22 protein-coding genes are annotated in these 22,142 nt (G+C 57.9%); 13 read left to right on the plus strand and 9 right to left on the minus strand.

All coding sequences use genetic code 11. From position 1 onward, the window contains the following. Nucleotides 1–41: 41 nt before the first annotated feature. Entirely contained in the window at nucleotides 42–1,004 is a 963-nt protein-coding gene (gene ybiB / locus BM007_RS06225) for a DNA-binding protein YbiB (protein WP_090417668.1), read from the minus strand. A gap of 255 nt (nucleotides 1,005–1,259) precedes the next feature. On the opposite strand from ybiB, the gene BM007_RS06230 reads away from it, so the two are divergent. The 5 genes from BM007_RS06230 to BM007_RS06250 all read left to right on the plus strand — a co-directional run bounded on the left by BM007_RS06230 (nucleotide 1,260) and on the right by BM007_RS06250 (nucleotide 6,619). Then, nucleotides 1,260–1,796, plus strand: coding sequence for a fimbrial protein (locus BM007_RS06230; protein ID WP_024908718.1), 537 nt, complete (start codon nucleotides 1,260–1,262; stop codon nucleotides 1,794–1,796). Between the two features lie 68 nt (nucleotides 1,797–1,864). Further along, nucleotides 1,865–2,539 (plus strand): fimbrial biogenesis chaperone, encoded by a 675-nt coding sequence (locus BM007_RS06235; RefSeq protein ID WP_090417669.1) that lies wholly within the window; start codon nucleotides 1,865–1,867, stop codon nucleotides 2,537–2,539. Between the two features lie 26 nt (nucleotides 2,540–2,565). Then, nucleotides 2,566–5,109 carry a fimbria/pilus outer membrane usher protein gene (locus tag BM007_RS06240; RefSeq protein ID WP_139210887.1) on the plus strand — a complete coding sequence of 848 codons (2,544 nt, stop codon included), beginning with the start codon at nucleotides 2,566–2,568 and terminating at the stop codon, nucleotides 5,107–5,109. Nucleotides 5,110–5,132: 23 nt separating this feature from the next. Continuing rightward, nucleotides 5,133–6,119, plus strand: a complete 987-nt coding sequence (locus BM007_RS06245) for a fimbrial protein (RefSeq protein WP_090418231.1) — start codon at nucleotides 5,133–5,135, stop codon at nucleotides 6,117–6,119. Further along, nucleotides 6,116–6,619: a fimbrial protein gene (locus BM007_RS06250; RefSeq protein WP_024908722.1), complete on the plus strand. Its 504-nt coding sequence runs from the start codon at nucleotides 6,116–6,118 to the stop codon at nucleotides 6,617–6,619. The genes BM007_RS06245 and BM007_RS06250 overlap by 4 nt, the downstream gene beginning before the upstream one ends. On the opposite strand, the gene dinG is transcribed toward BM007_RS06250, so the two are convergent. Together dinG and rhlE are read right to left on the minus strand one after the other, a co-directional pair. Then, nucleotides 6,606–8,783: an ATP-dependent DNA helicase DinG gene (dinG, locus tag BM007_RS06255; protein WP_090417670.1), complete on the minus strand. Its 2,178-nt coding sequence runs from the start codon at nucleotides 8,781–8,783 to the stop codon at nucleotides 6,606–6,608. The genes BM007_RS06250 and dinG overlap by 14 nt on opposite strands. Before the next feature lie 97 nt (nucleotides 8,784–8,880). Continuing rightward, complete coding sequence (gene rhlE, locus BM007_RS06260) at nucleotides 8,881–10,260, minus strand: ATP-dependent RNA helicase RhlE (RefSeq protein WP_090417689.1); 1,380 nt, start codon at nucleotides 10,258–10,260, stop codon at nucleotides 8,881–8,883. 207 nt (nucleotides 10,261–10,467) lie between these two features. Here rhlE and cecR point away from each other — a divergent pair, with 207 nt between their 5' ends. From cecR to BM007_RS06285, 5 genes are read left to right on the plus strand one after another with little or no spacing between them, the layout of a single operon-like run. Beyond that, nucleotides 10,468–11,145 (plus strand): transcriptional regulator CecR, encoded by a 678-nt coding sequence (gene cecR, locus BM007_RS06265; RefSeq protein ID WP_090417696.1) that lies wholly within the window; start codon nucleotides 10,468–10,470, stop codon nucleotides 11,143–11,145. Continuing rightward, the gene (gene hlyD / locus BM007_RS06270) at nucleotides 11,142–12,137 is read left to right on the plus strand and encodes a secretion protein HlyD (protein WP_090417698.1); all 996 of its coding nucleotides are present in this window, start codon (nucleotides 11,142–11,144) and stop codon (nucleotides 12,135–12,137) included. The genes cecR and hlyD overlap by 4 nt, the downstream gene beginning before the upstream one ends. Further along, complete coding sequence (locus BM007_RS06275) at nucleotides 12,130–13,869, plus strand: ATP-binding cassette domain-containing protein (protein ID WP_090417700.1); 1,740 nt, start codon at nucleotides 12,130–12,132, stop codon at nucleotides 13,867–13,869. Before hlyD ends, BM007_RS06275 begins: the two co-directional genes overlap by 8 nt. Beyond that, a complete protein-coding gene (locus BM007_RS06280) occupies nucleotides 13,859–14,992 on the plus strand; it encodes an ABC transporter permease (RefSeq protein WP_090417702.1) in 1,134 nt (377 codons plus the stop codon). Before BM007_RS06275 ends, BM007_RS06280 begins: the two co-directional genes overlap by 11 nt. 9 nt (nucleotides 14,993–15,001) lie before the next feature. After that, nucleotides 15,002–16,108 (plus strand): ABC transporter permease, encoded by a 1,107-nt coding sequence (locus BM007_RS06285; protein WP_090417704.1) that lies wholly within the window; start codon nucleotides 15,002–15,004, stop codon nucleotides 16,106–16,108. Here the strand turns inward: BM007_RS06285 and BM007_RS06290 are convergent. After that, the gene (locus BM007_RS06290) at nucleotides 16,070–16,480 is read right to left on the minus strand and encodes a YbhQ family protein (protein ID WP_032649440.1); all 411 of its coding nucleotides are present in this window, start codon (nucleotides 16,478–16,480) and stop codon (nucleotides 16,070–16,072) included. The two genes, BM007_RS06285 and BM007_RS06290, sit on opposite strands and share 39 nt — an antisense overlap. 133 nt (nucleotides 16,481–16,613) lie before the next feature. Between BM007_RS06290 and BM007_RS06295 the strand changes: the two genes are divergently transcribed. The 3 genes from BM007_RS06295 to BM007_RS06305 are packed head-to-tail and all read left to right on the plus strand — an operon-like array spanning nucleotide 16,614 to nucleotide 19,572. Next, nucleotides 16,614–17,375 carry an endonuclease/exonuclease/phosphatase family protein gene (locus BM007_RS06295; RefSeq protein WP_032649441.1) on the plus strand — a complete coding sequence of 254 codons (762 nt, stop codon included), beginning with the start codon at nucleotides 16,614–16,616 and terminating at the stop codon, nucleotides 17,373–17,375. After that, complete coding sequence (gene clsB, locus BM007_RS06300) at nucleotides 17,372–18,610, plus strand: cardiolipin synthase ClsB (RefSeq protein ID WP_048991526.1); 1,239 nt, start codon at nucleotides 17,372–17,374, stop codon at nucleotides 18,608–18,610. Before BM007_RS06295 ends, clsB begins: the two co-directional genes overlap by 4 nt. Beyond that, the gene (locus BM007_RS06305) at nucleotides 18,610–19,572 is read left to right on the plus strand and encodes a lysylphosphatidylglycerol synthase domain-containing protein (RefSeq protein WP_090417707.1); all 963 of its coding nucleotides are present in this window, start codon (nucleotides 18,610–18,612) and stop codon (nucleotides 19,570–19,572) included. Before clsB ends, BM007_RS06305 begins: the two co-directional genes overlap by 1 nt. Nucleotides 19,573–19,661: 89 nt before the next feature. Here the strand turns inward: BM007_RS06305 and BM007_RS06310 are convergent, their stop codons facing one another. The 5 genes from BM007_RS06310 to moaB all read right to left on the minus strand — a co-directional run bounded on the left by BM007_RS06310 (nucleotide 19,662) and on the right by moaB (nucleotide 22,127). Then, nucleotides 19,662–20,369, minus strand: coding sequence for a Bax inhibitor-1/YccA family protein (locus BM007_RS06310; RefSeq protein WP_024908758.1), 708 nt, complete (start codon nucleotides 20,367–20,369; stop codon nucleotides 19,662–19,664). Nucleotides 20,370–20,433: 64 nt separating this feature from the next. Then, nucleotides 20,434–20,886: a molybdopterin synthase catalytic subunit MoaE gene (moaE, locus tag BM007_RS06315; protein ID WP_090417710.1), complete on the minus strand. Its 453-nt coding sequence runs from the start codon at nucleotides 20,884–20,886 to the stop codon at nucleotides 20,434–20,436. Nucleotide 20,887: 1 nt separating this feature from the next. After that, a complete protein-coding gene (gene moaD / locus BM007_RS06320; protein ID WP_032649449.1) occupies nucleotides 20,888–21,133 on the minus strand; it encodes a molybdopterin synthase sulfur carrier subunit in 246 nt (81 codons plus the stop codon). Continuing rightward, nucleotides 21,126–21,611, minus strand: coding sequence for a cyclic pyranopterin monophosphate synthase MoaC (gene moaC / locus BM007_RS06325; RefSeq protein WP_090417714.1), 486 nt, complete (start codon nucleotides 21,609–21,611; stop codon nucleotides 21,126–21,128). Before moaC ends, moaD begins: the two co-directional genes overlap by 8 nt. Before the next feature lie 3 nt (nucleotides 21,612–21,614). Beyond that, nucleotides 21,615–22,127 (minus strand): molybdenum cofactor biosynthesis protein B, encoded by a 513-nt coding sequence (moaB, locus tag BM007_RS06330; RefSeq protein WP_061715721.1) that lies wholly within the window; start codon nucleotides 22,125–22,127, stop codon nucleotides 21,615–21,617. Between the last annotated feature and the right edge of the window lie 15 nt (nucleotides 22,128–22,142).

Here is a 22,142-nt window from a genome sequence, read left to right on the forward strand (position 1 = left end):
CCTTGCTTGCCCGTCCGCCACTGGACGGGCTTTTTTTTTAGTTAAAAAGACTGCGCCACGCGTGCCAGCCCGGCTTCTACCGTGTCCACTTCACCGGTTGCCAGCAAACAGCAGGCCATCTGCAGCTTGATCGAATGCGGAACAGGAACTTTTCCGGCAAGGCACTGCTCAATCCAGTGGGCTGTAGTATGGGGATCTTTTGCCTCAGGCAATATCACACCGCTATTTTCCTCCCCGCGTTCCAGAATGGTGCGCGTACCTGCAGAATCAATCAGCATCACCTGCGGGCAACGCTGTGGGTTCGCATAAACCTCACCTTCCGTGCCGTGCATCAGTAACGCCCTTCCACCAATAGCCGCAAAGAACTGACCCACACGCGCCACGTATTCCGGGTGCGAGACGCTGGAAAGACGAAGGGCGGCATCTTCGCCAAACGGTGTGGCCAGCTTCGCCAGCGTGTGCGCGCTGTTGCGCACGCCCATGCGCCAGCGCATATCGAGCTGCTTTTCAAGCGGCGGGCAAAGTGTGCCAACCGGGATATAAACGGGCTGATGGCCATCCAGCTTCGCCTGCGCCTGACCGGCATGACGCGTTGGCTCGATGCCCAGCATCCCGAAAATGGTTTCCGTCAGTACGCGAGTGGGGTCTTCACTCACCCCGTGCACCACCACCGGGAACCCCAGCTTGTGTAATAAAATAGCAAGAAGCGGGGTTAAATTTGCCTGCTTGCGCGCGCCGTTGTAGCTCGGGATTACGATCGGCATGGGCTTTGCCACAGGCGGCGCTAAGCGCAGCGTTTGCGCCTGCATGGCTTCATAGAACCCGCGCATCTCCGCCTCACCCTCTCCTTTGATACGCAGCGCGATCAGAATGCCCCCCATTTCCAGGTCGGGGACGTCGCCCTCAAGCATGCGGGTGTAAAGTGCACGCGCGGTTTCATGGTCCAGATCGCGGGCATGATTTTTCCCACGCCCTACCTCTTTGATAATTTTGCGGTAATCCACGACTTTTCTCCTGACAGCATCATCTTGTTAACAATATAGCCCTGATGATTGCCCGGCCGTTAGTGTTTTATCCCCTAACCCAATGCTCTGTTTTAATGAAAAAAATATATACAAGCAATTTTTCAATTATTTGTGATTTCTGCAGAAGATTCTTAGACATGTATTTTTTGATTAAATAACCAGCGGAAAGTCTTCCAGGGTCAACGGTGAAAACGTCCAGGCAACGTTCGCACCAGTCACATATCAGGATTCACTATGAACAAGGTTGCTTTAGGTTTATTCATCGCCGCAGCGGTGGGATGTTCTGCATCCGCATTTGCGGCAACAAACGGTGAAGGGCAGATCAATTTCACCGGGGAAATTATTGATTCAGCGTGTCAGGTGGTTAATGGGTTAAGTAACCCGTTAAACGTTCAGTTAGGCAAAGTCTCTAAAACGGTATTTACCGGGGCAGGCTCTACCAGCACGTTAACGAAGTTCGATATTCAGTTAAAAGACTGTCCGGAAACCGTTACCTCTGCAGCGATTAACTTCGGCGGAACGCCGGATGCGAATAACAACGCAACGCTGGCATTAACGCCCGATGTGGATGCGGCAACGGGTGTCGCTATTCAGCTGGTTGACGCTTCTGAGCAGCCGGTGAGTCTGTACACCCCTTCTCAGCAATATCCGTTAGCCTCCGGTACAGCAGTTAACGACCTGATATTCGGCGCGCGTTATATTCAAACCGGGGCCGCGATTACCGCAGGGCCGGCTAACTCCGTTTCGACCTTCACCGTTATCTATAACTGATATTATCAATCCTGAGATATTAACGCGGTTATACGCGTTAATATCTCTCATCTTATTGAGAAATATTTATGCGCCACGGTTATTTACTGAGCACGCTTTTACTGGCGGCCACTACTGCACATGCAGGTGTCATTATTAATGGCACACGTCTGGTCTACCAGGGAGAGAAAAAGGAATCGTCTCTTGGTCTTTCAAACCCAGATGCAACGGATTATCTGGTACAGTCCTGGGTCGACTCTGGCGGTAAAAACCTGGCCAAAGCGCCGTTCCTGATCACCCCTCCTCTTTTCCGTCTGGATGCGAAAGAAGATAACGTTCTGCGCGTTGTACGTACGGTCGGAAATTTACCGGAAGACAGGGAATCTCTGTACTGGTTAAATATTAAAGCGATCCCATCATCAAAGCACGTCGAAGGTGTGAATACGCTACAAATTGCCATTAATACGCGTATTAAATTGCTTTATCGCCCGTCAGCAGTAAAAGGCAGACCAGAAGAGGTGGCCGATAAGCTTGAATGGCGCCGTGAAGGTAATGAGCTGGTGGTGAATAACCCCACGCCTTTCTTTATGAACTTCCAGACCGTCACGCTGAACGGTCATAAAGTAACAAAAGCCACCTGGGCGGTCCCGAAAACGGAAACGCATTTTGCCTTACCTGGCAATATCGGAGGCTCAACCGTCACGTATTCCATTATTACTGATTATGGCAGCATCAGCCATACCTGGTCGAAAGCCGTTCGTTAATACTATCCGCCGGTAATAAAATAATCATGTACAGCCATAAAAAGCCGTTCACCTGCCGAATTTCATCACTGCTGGTCATTCTCTGTGGTCTGGTACTGGCGATCTTTGCGCAGCAGGTTATGGCTGATGATTATTTTAACCCGGCGCTGCTGGATATTGATAATCCGCAACAGGGTAAGACCGATCTGTCGGTTTACGAAAAAGGGCCAGGGCAGGCACCGGGTAAATATCAGGTCGCTATTTTTATTAATAATAATAAAATTGATACCCGCAACGTCACGTTCACATTGCAAAAAGGTTCACACGGCAGCAGTTCACTTCAGCCCTGCTTTAGCCTGAATGATTTAAAAAGCCTTGGGATCAAAACCCAAAAATATCCGGCGCTGATGGCAAAAGGCCAGTGTGCCGATTTAACCGCCATCCCGGCAGCCTCCACGTCGTTTCACGTTCGCAATCAGCAGCTGCTGCTCAGTATCCCTCAACTGGCCCTGGGCCAGGTTCCACGCGGCTATATCGACCCGAAAGAATTCGACGAGGGGATCACCGCAGGTATTCTCAACTACAGCGCGACCGCCAGCCAGAGCCATGCGCGACAGTCGGGCGAGCAGAATAACAGCAGCCAGTACGTTAACCTGCGTCCCGGGTTTAACGTTGGCGCCTGGCGCGTACGCAACTACTCCACGTGGAATCGCAGCACCCAGGGCAAGGAAGAGCAGCAAAGATTCTCTTCCGTTTATACCTATGCCCAGCGCGATATCGTGGCGATGAAAAGCGATCTCACCGTTGGACAAAGCTCTTCGCCTTCTGATGTTTTTGACAGCGTACCCTACACCGGCGTGGAGATTAAATCCGACAGCGACATGCTGCCGGACAGCGAAAAAGGCTATGCGCCCATTATTCGCGGCACCGCACACAGCAATGCGCTGGTGATGGTTCGCCAGAACGGCTACGTCATTTATCAGAACACGGTCGCCCCCGGCGCGTTTGAAATTAACGACCTTTACCCCACCGGCAGCAGCGGCGATCTGCAGGTCACCGTGAAAGAGACCGACGGCAGCGAAAGCCATTTCGTAGTGCCATATGCCTCCGTACCAGTACTGCAGCGCGAAAAAAACCTGCGCTACAGCGTGACCGCCGGGCGGTACCGTTCCTACGACAAAGACGTCGAGAAAACTCCGTTTGCCCAGGGCAGCGCGATTTACGGCCTGCCCTTTGGTTTTACCGCTTACGGCGGCATACAGCAGAGCAGCCACTATCAGTCCCAGGCGCTCGGCGCCGGGAAAAACATGGGCGATTTAGGGGCGTTCTCCATCGACGTCACCCGCGCAAAGGCCCTGCTGAAAAAGCAGCAGGCCAGCAAAGGCCAGTCCTGGCGCGTGCGCTACAGCAAAGATTTTGCCGGTTCAGGCACCAACTTCTCGCTCGCGGGCTATCGCTACAACAGCAAAGGGTTTTACACCCTTGAAGACACCATGGAGTCATATACCCGCTCTGACGACTGGTCTGCCCCCCAGCAGCGCCGCGCCCGAACCGAGGCCACCATCGACCAGACGCTGCCCGAAGGCTGGGGGTCCGTCACCCTGAGCATGGTGAAAGAGACTTACTGGAGCCAGAACCAGGACATGACCTCCATGAGCGTCAGCTACAACAACAGCTGGCACGGGGTGAGCTACAGCCTGAGCTACAGCATGAACAAGAACACCCAGGACAGCGATGAAAAAGGCGACGAAGTGACGAACGACAACCAGTTCTCACTGAGCGTTTCCGTGCCGCTGGACCACTGGATGCATAACACCTGGGCCACCTACAACCTGAACAATACCAAAGACGGTACCACGCAGAATATCGGCCTGAACGGCACGGCGTTGAAGGAAGACAATCTGAACTGGAATATTCAGGAAGGGCTGAGCAGTACCGGCAGCGGTAACTCCACCAGCATGAACGCCGATTACAAAGCGACCTATGGCGAAGTGAGCGCAGGCGTCAGTCAGGATAAATACCAGCAGACCGTGAACGTCGGTTTGCAGGGCGGCGTGGTTGCCCATGCGAACGGCATCACCCTGAGCCAGCCGCTCGGTGAGACCATCGCGCTGGTGAAGGCGCCGGGAACGCACGGGACGCATATCACCAACCAGACGGGCGTTGAGACCGATTTCCGCGGCTACACCGTCGTACCATTCGTCACCGCGTATCGCCATAACACCATTGCGCTGGATACCGAAACGCTGCCGGATGATGCCGACGTGACGCACGCGGCGCAGGTCGTCACCCCAACGCGGGGAGCGGTGGTGCGCGCCAGCTTTAACACCCGCGTGGGCAATCGCGTGCTGATGACGCTCACGCACAACGGTAAACCGCTGCCCTTCGGCGCGACGGTGACCACTGAGGATAAGGACAGCGAATTTATCGTTGGCTCAGATGGCCAAACGTACCTCTCCGGCCTCCCCGCACGCGGAAAACTCTCCGTTATGTGGGGTGACAATGTCAGCGAACAATGCATCGCGCAGTACGCGCTGGCTGAAGAGAGAGATAAATCCGGCATTATTACCGCTGCCGCAACATGTCAGTAATGCACTGGCTGAGACGAAAGATGATGCAAATCGTTAAACAGAGTTTTTTATTGTTAGTGCTGGGAATATCCGCATTTTTTATGCCGCACGCGAAAGCGTCATGCACGTCACCGGATATGCCAAAGATGATTGATGTGGCCTCCATATCGGTACCCACCTCGCTGGCCGTTGGCGCGACCATTCCGGGTTCAGAACAGACGGTGCACGTTGCCGGAAGTTGCTCCAGTACCTACAGCCCGGGGATGGAAATAGTGGCTTGCTATTATGGTTCCGGTTCAGAAATACCGGGCCTGCCGGGCGTGTACGACTCTGGTGTCGCCGGGATTGGTATCGCCCTGATGAACGATCAGGGGCAACGCATCCAGGGGGCCGGCGGCGTCCACTGTGATTCCCGGAATACGCCGGTGGGATATCTCTCTTCAGATGGACAGCTCTCGTTCAATTTTGACGTAACTCTGGAGCTGGTGAAAACCAGCTCCACGGTGTCCTCTGGCTCACTTTCTCAGGCTCAGACGGAGTTTGGGCTTGGCGTTTACAATCACGAAGGTTTAGGCAGTCCGAACACCCTTTCCTATTCAGGAAATATCACGTTTAACGAAGTCACCTGCTCCGTTTCGCCGAAAAGCCTCACCGTGACGCTGGGCAATTTCCCTGTCAGCGACTTCACCGGGACAGGAACTCTGACGTCGCCTCAGACGTTCGACATTACCGTTAACTGCAATAACACCGTACAGCCTCAAGTGATGATCACCAGTGCAAACGGCTATGAAACAGATTTCCCTGGCGTCGTAAAACTGACTCAGGAGAGTGGCGTAGCAACCGGCGTGGGAGTGCGCATGATGTTCGACGGGGAAATTGCCAACTTTGATACTTACAAGAATACGGCGGCAGTTGCACAAGCGAACGTTCCGCTGGCGATCCCGTTTGAGGTCGCATATCAACAAACGGCAGCCAGCGTCACCCCCGGGACAGCAAACAGCATTGCCACGATTACGTTGGGATATAAATGAAAAAAATCACCTTGTTACTACTGGCAGGCCTTCTCACGCAGGCGAATGCCGATGAGATCGCGATCCAGATGAGAGGCAATATCATCGCCAATACCTGCTCGGTAGACAGCCCCAGCCAGAATTTGACCGTTAACCTGGGACAAGCCGCCTCCAGCGATTTTAAGGATGTGGGGGATACCGGGGAGTGGAAGAATTTTGACCTTACGCTGTCCAAATGCCCGTCCACCACCACGCTCGCCACCGCGACCTTTAACGGCCAGGCAGACAGCGCACACCCGACGAAATTTGCCAGCACGGGCAGCGCCGGCGGGCTGGCTCTGGAGCTGGCAGACCGCCTGGATCGCATTACCATTGCCCCGCAGGCGAGCTTCAGCGCCCTGGTTAATCAAAGCGATCATACCGTCGATTTCCCACTTGCCGCACGCTACTACGCCACCTCCATGCCGGTGAGCGCGGGGACGTTCAGCAGTGTGGTGCAGGTGACCTTCACTTACCAGTAGGACCGCGCCCCTTAGCACGGAGGCTTTTCCTGCGCCCGGCGGTCAGTGTTGCCGGGCGTTTTTTTACCTCGGGCACCTCTGGCTGTTCAATCGGAAAGATCGGCAGCGCGTTCAGCAGCCGCTGGCCGTAGTTTTTGGTGAGCAGACGCTTGTCATAAATCACCACTTCGCCCCAGCAGCCGTGGCTACGAATCAGACGCCCCACCTGCTGAATCAGGTTAAACGAGGCCGCAGGTAAACTCTGCACCTCAAACGGATAGCGGTTGAGGCTTTTCAGCCACTCGCCTTCGGTGATGACGACCGGGCTGTCGATAGGCGGGAAGGCGATTTTATGGATATGCACCTGCGTCAGGTAGTCCCCTTTCAGATCCAGACCTTCCGCGAAGGATTGTAATCCCACCAGCACGCTGCGCTCGCCGTTATCGATGCGTTTGCGATGAGTTTCCACCAGCCTGTAGCGCGGCTGATCGCCCTGCACCAGCAGCAATAAACGCAGATCGGTGACGTGCTCCAGGAAGCGCTGCATCGCGCGCCCGCTGGCAAACAGCACCAGCATGCCGGGGTACTTTTTACTCTCGACCTGTTCGCGGAAGTAGGCCGCCATCTCCGCAATGTGCTGCTCCTCGTTGTCGATAAGCGGCTCGAATTTCATGCGCGGAATGACCAGCTTGCCCTGCTCGCAGTGGTTAAACGGCGAGTCCAGCGCCACGAAGCGGTCGCCCGCTTTCTCTTTAAGCCCGCTCATCTCCTGCAGCCTTGAGAAACTGTTTAGAGAACGCAGCGTAGCAGAGGTGACCACCACGTGCGGCACGCTGCGCCAGATCAGCTTTTCCAGCTGATCTGCCACACGGATGCCCACGCAGTGGAAGAACAGGTGCACCTGCCCGTCCCGCACTTCGCGGGTGGCCCATTTGGTGACCGGCGCGCCGGACGCCTGCGCCATCGAGGCGAGCCGCCAGAGCTTGCTCTGCGCTTCGAACATGCCCAACGCGCGGTTCATCTGCAGCAGGATGCGGTGCAGACGCACCACGTCATGCGAGCCGGTTTTCTCGCTCAGATCGTTTAAGAACATCTCCGCCAGCCCGCGCAGCTTTTCCAGATGCTTCGCCAGCTGCTGGCAGATCTCCATTACCTCGTCCGGCAGCTCGCCCATCGCAAAGCGGTGTTCCGCTTCCTGCGTTTGCGGAAGATAAAGATTCAAAATGTTGTTGAGCGATGAGATCAGGCCGTAGACCTCTTCACAGTGGTCGCTCAGCCGCTCGGGTACCGCCAGCGGCGGCGTGGTTTTCGGGCGGAACTGCTCCATGCAGGTGGCGACAAGCTTACAGAACAGATCGAGCTGCAGGCGGAACCAGGGCGCGGTAATTTCCGCACTCATCTCCAGCGCGTCCCGCGCCACGTCCGGCAGGTGGTGGCCTTCGTCTAGCACCAGCAGCAGGTTTTTCGGCTCCGGCAGCACCGCTTCGCTCTCCAGCGCCGCCATCACCAGCGCGTGGTTAGCCACAACCACTTCGGCTTCCTGAATTTCGCGCCGGGCGACAAAGAACGGGCACTCGCGGTAGTAGTGACAGTTGCGGTTCAGGCAGCTCGCTTTATCGGTGCTCAGCCTTCTCCATAAGTCGTCGCTGATGGCCTGGCTGGTGTGATCCCGCAGGCCGTCCCACTTATAGCCGTCGAGCTCGACTTTGAGTTTTGCACACTGCTCCTGCTCGGCCTTATTGTTTGGCGTCAGCTCGTCATCCAGAAACGCGAGCAGATCCTGTTGATTCGGCTCGCTGCTGGCCAGCGCCGCCAGGTTACGCGGGCACACGTAACGCCCGCGCCCAAAGGCGGCCGTAAACCGCAGGTCGGGGATAATTTTGCGCAGCAGCGGCAGGTCTTTGCTGAAGATCTGATCCTGCAGCGCCACGTTGGCGGTGCTGACCACCAGCGTTTTGTCCTCTTCCCGTGCAATGGCAATGCCGGGAATGAGATACGACAAGGTTTTCCCGACGCCGGTCGGGGCTTCAATCGCCAGATGTCGCCCGTCGTCCCCGGCGAGCGTTTTTGCCACGTCAGCAATCATCTGCCGCTGCGGCGCTCGGGGGATAAAGTCGGGGATCTGCTGCTGTAGCGCCTTATACCAGGCGCCAATTTGCGCTTTCAGCGCCGCGGTTAAAGCCATCGGAAAACCTGAAATACTGTATAAACAGCCACTATTGTGGCACTTTCTCCTCGCTGCCGCAAAAAGAAAAGCCCGGCTTTACGACCGGGCTTCCAGATTACTGCGGGTTAGCAGGTTTACGCGGGCGGCGTCGACGCTGCCCTTCCCCTGCCGGCTTGCCTTCGCCGCTGCGCCACGGATTGTCACCGGCCGGTTTGCTGTCGCTGTTACGACGCGGCGGTTTGCCCGCTGACTTCGGCGCGCCGCCTTCGGCACGACGCGGCTGCTGGCCGCGACCACCGCCGCCCTGACCGCGACCGCCCTGGCGACCGTTCTGAATCGGCTCGGCTTTGATCGACGGATCCACTTCGTAGCCCGGGGTTTCGATGCGCGGGATCTCTTTCTTCAGCAGACGTTCGATGTCGCGCAGCAGCTTGTGCTCGTCCACGCAGACCAGCGAAAGCGCTTCACCGGTTGCCGCCGCACGGCCGGTACGGCCGATACGGTGAACGTAATCTTCCGGGACGTTTGGCAGCTCGTAGTTCACCACGTGTGGCAGCTCTTCAATATCGAGGCCACGGGCGGCGATGTCGGTCGCCACCAGCACGCGGATGTCGCCGGATTTAAAGTCCGCCAGCGCACGGGTACGCGCGCCCTGGCTCTTGTTACCGTGAATGGCGGCGCTGCGGATGCCGTCTTTATTCAGCTGTTCCGCCAGGTGGTTGGCGCCGTGCTTGGTGCGGGTAAAGACCAGCACCTGCTGCCAGTTACCCTGACCGATCATCTGGGAGAGCAGTTCCCGCTTGCGCTTTTTATCAACAAAGTGAACGTGCTGGGTCACCTGCTCAGAGGCGGTGTTGCGACGCGCCACTTCCACTTCCAGCGGGTTATGCAGCAGCTTTTCCGCCAGCGCCTTGATCTCGTCGGAGAAGGTCGCGGAGAAGAGCAGGTTCTGACGACGCGGCGGCAGCTTGGCCAGCACGCGACGAATATCGTGAATAAAGCCCATGTCGAGCATGCGGTCGGCTTCGTCCAGCACCAGAATTTCAATGCTATCGAGCTTCACCGCGTTCTGGTGTTCCAGATCCAGCAGACGACCAGGCGTTGCCACCAGCACGTCCACGCCGCCGCGCAGCTTCATCATCTGCGGGTTGATGCTGACGCCGCCGAACACCACCAGCGAGCGAATGTTGAGATAGCGGCTATAGTCACGCACGTTCTCACCAATCTGCGCCGCCAGCTCACGGGTTGGGGTGAGGATCAGCGCACGAACCGGACGGCGGCCTTTGGCGTGCGGCTGATTTTTTACCAGCAGCTCTAACAGCGGCAGCGTAAAGCCCGCGGTTTTACCGGTGCCGGTCTGGGCGCTGGCCATCAGGTCACGCCCCTGAAGAACGGCAGGAATAGCCTGCTGCTGGATTGGGGTTGGCTCAACGTAGCCCTGCTCTGCGATCGCGCGCAGAATTTCCGGGTTCAGGCCAAGGGAATCAAAAGACATAAAAACTCCGAACCGCCCCGACCATCACAGGTGTAGTTTTCAGGGAGATATAACGAATAGGGGAGGACAAAAACCACAATGTCGAGAAGGAGCGGAGTGTAGCAGCTTTTGTGACGTGGCGCATAAAATATCCCTCCGCATTCCCTCGACGTTAGCGTGAATCAGGCATAATCTTAATCAATCGATTGATTAATTCTTAATGCCGCTATGAATACAACCCCGACGACATCAAAAGGTGAACAGGCCAAAAACCAGCTTATTGCCGCCGCGCTGGCGCAGTTTGGTGAGTACGGGCTGCATGCAACCACGCGCGATATTGCGGCGCTGGCCGGGCAGAACATTGCGGCGATTACCTACTATTTTGGCTCAAAAGAGGATTTATACCTCGCCTGCGCCGAGTGGATCGCCGATTTTATCGGCACGCAGTTTCACCCGCACGTTGAGGAAGCCACCGCGCTGCTCGGCCAGCCGTCGCCCGATCGCGCCGCCGTTCGCCAGCTTATTCTCAACGCCTGCCACGATATGATCCGCCTGCTGACGCACGACGATACGCTCAACCTGAGCAAGTTTATCTCCCGCGAGCAGCTCTCCCCCACTGCCGCCTACCAGCGGGTACACGATCGGGTGATTGAGCCGATGCACTCCCACCTGACCCGGCTGATCGCCGCCTATACCGGGCGCGATGCCAGTGATACCGAGACAATTTTGCATACCCACGCCCTGCTGGGTGAAATTCTTGCCTTCCGTCTGGGCAGGGAAACCATCCTGTTACGCACCGGCTGGACACAATTTGATGAGGATAAAGCCGCGCAGATTAGCCAGGTCATCGCCTGTCATCTCGATCTAATCCTGCAAGGCTTAACGCAAAGGAGCCTGAAGTCATGAAAAAACCTGTCGCCATCGTTCTGGTGGTTGTTGTTTTGCTTGCCGCCGGAGTCGGTGGATGGCTGTGGTATCAGAGCCATCAGGATAAAGGCCTGACCCTGTACGGTAACGTGGATATTCGCACGGTGAACATGAGCTTCCGCGTGGGCGGACGTCTCGCCTCGCTGAGCGTTGACGAAGGCGATGCCATTAAAACCGGGCAGACGCTGGGGATGCTGGATAAAGCGCCCTATGAGAATGCGCTGCTGCAGGCCAAGGCGGGCGTCTCCGTCGCCCAGGCACAATATGACCTGATGCTGGCAGGCTATCGCGACGAAGAGATCGCCCAGGCCGCCGCCGCCGTTAAACAGGCGCAGGCGGCCTATGACTACGCGCAGAACTTCTACGCTCGCCAGCAGGGGCTGTGGAAAAGCCGAACCATTTCCGCGAATGACCTGGAAAATGCGCGCTCCTCCCGCGACCAGGCGCAGGCAACGCTGAAATCCGCGCAGGATAAGTTAAGCCAGTACCACACCGGTAACCGCCCGCAGGATATCGCTCAGGCGAAAGCCAGCCTTGAACAGGCGCAGGCGCAGCTGGCCCAGGCGGAGCTGGATCTGCACGACACCACGCTCATCGCACCGTCTGACGGCACGCTGATGACCCGCGCCGTGGAGCCGGGCAGCATGCTCAGCGCGGGCAGCACCGTGTTGACCCTCTCCCTGACCCGCCCGGTGTGGGTACGCGCCTACATTGATGAGACGAATCTCGGCCAGATGCAGCCGGGCCGCGAGCTGCTGCTCTATACCGACGGTCGCCCGGACAAGCCGTATCACGGCAAAGTGGGCTTTGTCTCCCCTACCGCGGAATTCACGCCGAAAACAGTAGAAACACCGGATCTGCGTACCGATCTGGTGTATCGCCTGCGCATCATCGTGACCGATGCGGATGACGCGCTGCGTCAGGGCATGCCCGTCACCGTAAAAGTGAACGGCGGGGAACGACATGAATGACGCGGTTATTCAGCTCAACAATCTGGTTAAACGCTTTAAGGGGATGGATAAGCCCGCGGTCGCACCGCTGAACTGTACCATCCAGAAAGGCTATGTGACCGGGCTGGTCGGCCCGGACGGCGCGGGGAAAACCACGCTGATGCGGATGCTGGCCGGGCTGCTGAAGCCGGATGAAGGATCGGCCCGCGTGCTCGGCCTTGACCCGATAAAAGATGACGGCGCGCTCCACGCCATGCTCGGCTATATGCCGCAGAAGTTTGGCCTGTACGAAGACCTGACGGTGATGGAAAACCTGAACCTGTACGCCGACCTGCGCAGCGTCACCGGCGAAACGCGACAGAAAACCTTCGCCCGCCTGCTGGAATTTACCTCCCTCGGCCCGTTCACCGACCGGCTGGCGGGCAAGCTCTCCGGCGGGATGAAGCAGAAGCTGGGGCTGGCCTGTACGCTGGTGGGCGAACCAAAGGTGCTGCTGCTGGACGAGCCCGGCGTCGGCGTTGACCCGATTTCCCGCCGCGAATTGTGGCAGATGGTGCACGAGCTGGCGGGCGACGGGATGCTGATCCTCTGGAGCACCTCCTACCTCGACGAAGCGGAGCAGTGCCGGGACGTGCTGCTGATGAACGAAGGCGAACTGCTTTATCAGGGCGAGCCGACGACGCTGACGCAGAGCATGGCCGGGCGCAGCTTCCTGCTGCACAGCCCCCAGGCGTCCAACCGCACGCTGCTGCAGCGGGTGCTCAAGCTGCCGCAGGTCAGCGACGGGATGATTCAGGGCCGCTCGGTGCGGGTGATCCTCAAAAAAGAGGCCACCGTCGACGATATTCGCCATGCGCCCGGCATGCCTGAGATCGACATGGAAGAGACGGCGCCGCGTTTCGAAGATGCGTTTATCGACCTGCTGGGCGGCGCGGGGACGTCAGAGTCGCCGCTTGGCGCCATTCTGCACACGGTGGAAGGCACGCCGGGCGAAACGGTCATTGAAGCCAAATCCCTCACCAAAAAGTTCGGGGATTTCGCCGCCACCGACAACGTTAATTTTGCGGTGAAGCGCGGCGAGATTTTCGGCCTGCTCGGGCCGAACGGTGCGGGAAAATCGACCACCTTTAAGATGATGTGCGGCCTGCTGGTGCCGACGTCCGGCAAGGCGCTGGTACTGGACATGGACCTGAAGGTCAGCTCCGGCAAGGCGCGCCAGCATCTGGGCTATATGGCGCAGAAATTCTCCCTGTATGGCAACCTGACGGTCGAGCAAAATCTGCGCTTTTTCTCCGGCGTGTACGGCCTGCGCGGGCGCGCGCAGAACGACAAAATCCGCCGCATGAGCGACGCCTTCGGGTTAACCAACATTGCCTCCCACGCCACCGACGAGCTGCCGCTCGGCTTTAAGCAGCGGCTGGCGCTGGCCTGCTCGCTGATGCACGAGCCGGATATTCTGTTTCTGGATGAACCGACCTCGGGCGTTGATCCTCTCACCCGCCGCGAGTTCTGGCTGCATATCAACAGCATGGTGGAAAAAGGGGTGACCGTGATGGTAACCACCCACTTCATGGACGAGGCGGAGTACTGCGACCGCATCGGGCTGGTGTATCGCGGTAAGCTGATTGCCCACGGTACCCCGGACGACCTGAAAAACCAGGCCGCCGACGAGGAGGTCCCGGACCCGACCATGGAGCAGGCGTTTATCACCCTCATCCACGACTGGGATAAGGAGAATGCCCATGCGCAGTAACACCCTTTCCTGGCGCCGGGTGCGCGCGCTGTGCGTTAAAGAGACGCGGCAGATCGTGCGCGATCCCAGCAGCTGGCTGATTGCGGTGGTGATCCCCCTGCTGCTGCTGTTTATCTTTGGCTACGGCATTAACCTGGACTCCAGCAAGCTGCGGGTCGGGATTTTGCTGGAGCAGCAGAGCGAGGAGGCGCTGGACTTCACCCACGCCATGACCGGCTCGCCCTACATTGACGCCACCATCAGCGACAATCGTCAGGAACTGATCCAGAAGATGCAGGCCGGGAAAATTCGCGGTCTGGTCGTCATTCCGGTGGATTTTGCCGCCAATATGGCGCGGGCGAATACCGATGCGCCGATCCAGGTGATCACCGACGGCAGCGAGCCGAACACCGCGAACTTCGTGCAGGGCTACGCGGAGGGGATCTGGCAGCTCTGGCAGATGCAGCGGGCGGAAGATCGGGGTGAAGAATTTAAACCGCTGATCGACGTGCAGACGCGCTACTGGTTTAACCCCGCCGCCATCAGCCAGCACTTTATTATTCCGGGCGCGGTGACGATTATCATGACGGTCATTGGCGCGATTCTGACCTCGCTGGTGATCGCCCGCGAGTGGGAGCGCGGCACCATGGAGGCGCTGCTTTCAACCGAAGTGACGCGCGTCGAGCTGCTGCTGTGCAAGCTTATTCCCTACTACTTCCTCGGCATGCTGGCGATGCTGCTCTGTATGCTGGTGTCCGTCTTTATCCTCGGCGTGCCGTATCGCGGCTCGCTGGTGGTGCTGTTCTTTATCACCAGCCTGTTTTTACTCAGCACGCTGGGGATGGGGCTGCTCATCTCCACCATCACCCGCAACCAGTTTAACGCGGCCCAGGTGGCCCTCAACGCCGCCTTTTTGCCGTCGATTATGCTGTCCGGCTTTATCTTCCAGATAGACAGCATGCCTGCCGTGATCCGCGCCGTGACCTACGTGATTCCGGCGCGCTACTTTGTGAGCACGCTGCAGAGCCTGTTCCTGGCAGGGAATATTCCGGTGGTGCTGATCGTCAATACGCTGTTTTTACTGGCGTCTGCGGCGATGTTTATCGGGTTGACGTGGATGAAAACCAAACGGCGGTTAGATTAAGGAGCGCGCATGTTTCACCGTTTATGGACGTTAATACGCAAAGAGTTGCAATCCCTGCTGCGCGAGCCGCAAACCCGCGCCATTCTGGTGTTGCCGGTGCTGATCCAGGTTTTACTGTTCCCGTTTGCCGCCACGCTGGAGGTGACCAACGCCACCATCGCCATTTACAACGAAGACAACGGCAAACACGCCGTTGAGCTGACGCAGCGTTTTGCCCGCGCGAAAGCCTTTACCCACATCCTGCTGCTAAAAAGCCCGCAGGAGATCCAGCCTACCATCGACACGCAAAAAGCGCTGCTGCTGGTGCGGTTCCCGGCGGATTTTTCCCGTAATCTGGATACCTTCCAGACCGCGCCGCTGCAGCTGATCCTCGACGGACGCAACTCCAACAGCGCCCAGATCGCGGCCAACTATCTGCAGCAGGTCGTGAAGGATTACCAGCAGGAGCTGATGGACGGCAAACCGAAGCCCAACAACAGCGAACTGGTGGTGCGCAACTGGTATAACCCGAATCTGGACTACAAGTGGTTTGTGGTGCCGTCGCTGATCGCCATGATCACCACCATCGGGGTGATGATTGTGACCTCTCTCTCCGTCGCCCGCGAGCGCGAACAGGGCACGCTGGATCAGCTGCTGGTCTCCCCGCTCGCCACCTGGCAAATTTTCGTCGGCAAAGCGGTGCCGGCGCTGATTGTCGCGACCTTCCAGGCCACCATCGTGCTGGGGGTGGGAATTTGGGCCTACCAGATCCCGTTCGCCGGATCGCTGGCGCTGTTTTACTTCACGATGGTGATTTACGGGCTGTCGCTGGTGGGGTTTGGGCTGCTGATCTCGGCGCTCTGCTCGACGCAGCAGCAGGCGTTTATCGGGGTATTCGTCTTTATGATGCCCGCGATTTTGCTCTCGGGGTATGTTTCGCCCGTCGAGAATATGCCGGTATGGCTACAGGATCTGACGTGGGTAAATCCGATTCGGCACTTTACGGACATCACCAAACAAATCTATCTGAAGGATGCGAGTCTGGATATTGTCTGGGGAAGTTTGTGGCCGCTACTGGTGATTGCGGCCACGACGGGCTCAGTGGCGTACGCGATGTTTAGACGCAACATTGCGTAGCTTTTTCTCTTTGGTCAGCAATGAGACGACCGCAGGCCCTGCGAGGATAGCCATACCCGCCAGGGCCAGCAGCAGGTTGTTTTGCAGCACGCGTGACAGCAGCCACAGGACGATCATCGCCGCACCAAAATACCAGGTGGTGGTGAGCTCTTCGAGCACATCACCCACCTCGCGCCAGCGTGCTTCATGGTGGCGCTGTAAGAACAGCATCGACAGCACGGTGACGCCGTAAAGGACGCATAGCCCCAGGCCAACATGCACCAGCGTGCCGCTCATCCAGCCCATCACCAGTACGGCCACGACCAGTAAATGCAACATTATCTGCCAGCAACTCAGGCCAGTTGCGACACGAACACGTTGTTGCCACTTCATGGCTTCTCTCCTGAAGGATTTTTCTCTGCTTAATCAGACTACCGCACTTTACGGAAAATTCCGTAACGCCGCATCTTTTTGTGACGCCGACTACACTTTATTTTCATTGGGATAGTCACTCAGGAAGGAGCTTATGACGAAAAAAATGCAGCATTTCTCGCTTAAAGTGCTGACGATAAACATTCATAAAGGCTTCACAGCATTTAATCGCCGCTTCATTTTACCGGAGCTGCGCGACGCGGTTCGCACCGTCAGCGCGGATATTGTCTGCCTGCAGGAGGTGATGGGCGCACACGAAGTGCATCCGCTTCACTTTGAGAACTGGCCCGACACGCCGCACTATGAATTTCTGGCCGACACCATGTGGAGTGATTACGCCTACGGCCGCAATGCGGTCTATCCGGAAGGGCATCACGGAAACGCGGTGCTGTCCCGTTATCCCATAGAACATTACGAAAACCGCGACGTTTCCGTCGGGGAGAGCGAAAAACGCGGCCTGCTTTACTGCCGCGTTACCCCGCCCGATCTTGAGCTGCCCATCCATGTCGGCTGTGTTCATCTGGGCCTGCGCGAAGCCCATCGTCAGGCGCAGCTGAAAATGTTGGCCGAATGGGCCAACGCGCTTCCCGAAGGTGAACCGGTGGTAGTGGCGGGCGATTTCAACGACTGGCGACAGCGGGCAAACCATCCGTTAAAGGTAGAGGCCGGACTGGAGGAAATTTTCACCCGGGCGAACGGCAGGCCTGCGCGCACCTTTCCGGTCCGTTTCCCGCTGCTGCGGCTTGACCGCATCTACGTAAAAAATGCCCATGCCAGCAGCCCGACCGCCCTGGCGCTCCTCAACTGGCGGCATCTTTCCGACCATGCCCCGCTCAGCGCGGAGATCCACCTATGAAATGTTCCTGGCAGGAAGGCAACCGGATCACGCTGCTGGTCAACGGGGACGAGTATTACCCGGCCGTGTTTAAGGCGATTGATCACGCTCAGCAGAAGGTGATCCTCGAAACCTTTATCTGGTTCGAAGACAACGTTGGCAAGCAGCTGCACAGCGTGCTGCTGCGCGCCGCCCAGCGCGGGGTGAAAATTGAAGTGCTGCTGGATGGCTACGGCTCGCCGGACCTCAGCGATGCATTCGTCAATGAACTGACCGCCGCGGGGGTGGTGTTCCGCTACTACGATCCCGGCCCTCGCCTGTTCGGTATGCGTACCAACCTTTTCCGCCGGATGCATCGCAAAATTGTGGTGGTGGATGAGACGGTGGCGTTTGTCGGCGGCATTAACTACTCCGCTGAGCATATGTCCGACTACGGCCCGGAAGCGAAGCAGGATTACGCGATTCGCATTGAAGGCCCGGTGGTGCAGGACATCTTGCTGTTTGAGCTGGAGAACCTGCCGGGGAAAGAGGCCGTTCGCCGCTGGTGGAAACGCCGTCATCGCCCGGAAGAGAATCGGAAGCCCGGCGAAGCGCAGGCGCTTTTCGTCTGGCGCGACAACGGCGAGCACCGGGACGATATTGAACGTCATTATCTCAAGATGCTGGCCAACGCGAAGCGTGAAGTGATCATCGCTAACGCCTACTTTTTCCCGGGCTATCGTCTGCTGCATGCCATGCGCAATGCCGCCCGACGCGGCGTGCGCGTGAAGCTGATTGTGCAGGGCGAGCCGGACATGCCGATCGTCAAAGTCGGGGCACGGCTGCTGTATAACTATCTGGTGAAGGGCGGCGTCCAGATCTACGAATATCGCCGCCGACCGCTGCACGGCAAAGTCGCGCTGATGGACGATCACTGGGCCACCGTGGGCTCCAGCAACCTCGATCCGCTGAGCTTATCGCTCAACCTTGAAGCCAACCTGATCATTCACGATCGCCAGTTTAATCAGACCCTGCGGGATAACCTGCAGGCGTTGATCGTTAACGACTGCGTGCGCGTGGATGAGTCCATGGTTCCCAAACGCACCTGGTGGAACCTGGGCATCAGCGTGGTGGTGTTCCACTTTCTGCGGCATTTCCCGGCGATGGTCGGCTGGCTGCCGGCGCATACGCCGAAGCTGGCACAGGTGGACCCGCCGGTACAACCCGAAATGGAAACCCAGGACCGCATAGAAGCGGAAGATGGAGGCAAACCCTGATGTCGAAATCGCATCCACGCTGGCGGCTGGCAAAAAAGATCCTGACCTGGCTGTTTTTTATTGCGGTCGCGGTTCTGCTGGTGGTCTACGCGCAGAAAGTTGACTGGGAAGAGGTGTGGAAGGTCATCCGCAACTATAACCGGATGGTGCTGCTGGGCGCTGTGGGGCTGGTTATCGTGAGCTACCTGATGTACGGCTGCTATGACCTGCTGGGCCGCGCTTACTGCGGCCACAAGCTGGCCAAACGTCAGGTAATGCTGGTGTCGTTTATCTGCTACGCCTTTAACCTGACGCTGAGCACCTGGGTCGGCGGCATTGGCATGCGCTATCGCCTCTACTCGCGGCTCGGCCTGCCGGGCGGGACCATCACGCGCATTTTCTCGTTAAGCATCACCACTAACTGGCTGGGCTATATTCTGCTCGGCGGGGTGATCTTCACCATCGGCGTGGTGCAGCTCCCCGCGCACTGGTATATCGACGAGGCAACGCTGCGCATTCTGGGCATCGTACTGCTGCTGATTATCGCCGTTTATCTCTGGGCCTGCGCCTTTGCCAGACGCCGTCATATGACCATTAAAGGGCAAAAGCTGGTCCTGCCCTCGTGGAAGTTTGCGGTGCTGCAGATGGCGGTTTCCAGCGCTAACTGGATGGCGATGGGAGCCATCATCTGGCTGCTGATCGGCGAGGACGTAAACTACTTCTTCGTGCTAGGCGTGCTGCTGGTGAGCAGTATTGCCGGGGTGATTGTGCATATTCCGGCGGGGATCGGCGTGCTGGAGGCGGTGTTTATTGCCCTGCTGGCCGGGGAGCACGTTTCTCAGGGTGCCATCATCGCTGCCCTGCTCGCCTACCGCATGCTGTATTACTTCCTGCCGCTGGCGCTGGCAACGCTCTGCTATCTGGTGCTGGAAAGTCGGGCGAAAAAGCTGCGGGCGAAGAATGAGAGGATGCTAGCGAAGTGAATAAGTCGGGTGGCGGCTTCGCCTTACCCGACCTACGGTTCGCGCTTCGTAGGCCGGGTAAGGCGAAGCCGCCACCCGGCAAAGCAACCTTAACGACGGTTGCCGAAAATACGCAGCAGCATCAGGAACAGGTTGATGAAGTCCAGATACAGCGTTAGCGCGCCCAGGATCGCGTATTTGCGCAGGTTTGAACTATCGCGCACGTCGATCTGCTCGCCGATGTTCTTCAGCTTCTGGGTGTCATACGCCGTCAATCCAACGAAGATCACCACCCCGATGTAGGTCACGGCCCACATCAGCGCTTCGCTCTTCAGCCACAGGTTCACCAGCGACGCCAGCACAATCCCGATCAGCCCCATAAACAGCATACTGCCGAAGCCGCTCAGATCGCGCTTCGTGGTGTAACCGTACAGGCTCATCGCACCGAACATCCCGCCGGTGACCACGAAGGTGCTGGCAATGGATGAGTAGGTGTAAACGATAAAGATGCTGGAAAGCGTCAGCCCCGTTAGTGCCGAATAGAGCATAAACAGGGTCGTTGCCATGCCGGCACTCAGCTTTTGCACCAGACCGGAAAGCACAAACACCAGCGCCAGCTGCGCGATAATCAGCCCAAAGAAGGTGATCTTACTGGAGAAGATAAACATCATCAGCTCCGGCGTGTTCGCCGCATACCACGCGATAAACGCGGTAAGCAGCAGGCCAACCGTCATCCAGCCGTACACCTGAGCCATATACGTCTGCAGGCCGCTACGGGTCTGCTGTACTATTGAATCGGAACGCGGAAATCGGTCCATGATTCACTCCTGATTAAGATTAAGTAGACACACACGTTAAGATTAACACATCCACGTAAACCGACTACCAACGGCTGGCGGCTTGTTTATCGCTGTCGCGAGATTCCACCCAGCGGTCACCTTCCGGCGTGGCTTCGCGCTTCCAGAACGGCGCTCTGGTTTTGAGGTAATCCATAATGAACTCCCCTGCCGCAAACGCGCTGCCGCGGTGCGCGCTGGTCACTCCAACGAAGACAATCTCCTCGCCGGGCCACATCTCGCCGATGCGGTGAATTACCGTGATGCGGCCGAGCGGCCAGCGGCCCCGCGCCTCCTCCACAATCTCCGCCAGCGACTTCTCCGTCATCCCCGGATAGTGCTCCAGCGTCAGCGCCTTCACGCTGTCGCCGAGGTTGTGGTTGCGCACCTTGCCGGTAAAGGTCACGACCGCGCCGTCTTCATCGCGTTCCGCCAGCCAGCTGTATTCGGTCCCCACGTTAAAACGGCCGGGGCTCACCAGAATGCGGGTTTCAGCCATCTTAGCCTCCTGTCACCGGCGGGAAGAAGGCCACTTCATCCCCTTCGGCCAGCGGGTGGGTGAATTCCACCAGCGTCTGGTTAACGGCGGCCAGCAGCTTGCCTTCGTCCAGCGCCAGCGCCCAGCGGTCGCTTTGTGCCGCGAGATGCGCGCGCAGGGCAGCAACGTTTTCAAAAGACGCATCCAGCGTCAGGCTGTCGGTATTCACCAGCTCGCGCACCTGCGCAAAAAAGAGCACCTTAATCATGGCTGTCCACCTTAAAATCACCGGATTTTCCGCCGCTTTTTGCCAGCAGGCGAACCGGGCCAATCACCATATCTTTCTGCACCGCTTTGCACATGTCGTAGATGGTCAGCGCGGCAACGGAGGCCGCCGTCAGCGCTTCCATCTCCACGCCGGTTTTGCCGGTTAAGCGGCAGAGTGACTCAATGCGCACCCGGCTCTGCTCCGGCTGGGTATGCAGGTTCACCTCCACCTTGCTCAGCATCAGCGGATGGCACAGCGGGATGAGATCCCAGGTGCGCTTGGCGGCCTGAATACCGGCGATGCGGGCGGTGGCAAAGACATCACCCTTGTGATGGCTGCCGTCGATAATCATCGCCAGCGTCTCCGGCAGCATGGTGACGAACGCTTCGGCGCGCGCCTCGCGCACCGTTTCCGCTTTGGCGGAGACGTCCACCATATGCGCTTCGCCTGCGGCGTTAATGTGGGTCAGTTGTGACATAGCTTATTTCTTTAAATGGGGATGGAAATTACACGGACGGGTACGGGCATCCAGCTGCGGGGCGATGATGTTTGCCCACGCGGTGCGGCAGGCTTTGGTCGAGCCCGGCATGGCGAAAATCAGCGTTTTGTTAGCCACCCCGGCAACGGCGCGCGACTGCAGCGTGGAGGTACCGATCTCTTCAAAGGAGAGCATGCGGAACACCTCGCCGAAGCCTTCCACCTCGCGGTCGAACAGCGGGATCAGCGCCTCGGGCGCCTGATCGCCTGCGGTAAAGCCGGTGCCGCCGGTGATCAGCACCACCTGCACCTCATCGCTGGCGATCCACTGAGAGACCTGCGCGCGAATGGCGTAGCGGTTCTCCTTCACGATCGCTTTATCGACGATGTGATGCCCCGCGTCATGGGCCGCCTCGCGCAGCCAGTGGCCGGAGGTATCATCCTCTTCGCCACGACGGTCGGAAACGGTAAGGATCGCAATGCGTGTCGGGATAAATTCTGCGCTTACCTGACTCATTTTCTGTTTCCTTCT

It is taken from the genome of Enterobacter sp. NFIX59, assembly GCF_900113755.1.
Classification (GTDB): domain Bacteria; phylum Pseudomonadota; class Gammaproteobacteria; order Enterobacterales; family Enterobacteriaceae; genus Enterobacter; species Enterobacter pseudoroggenkampii.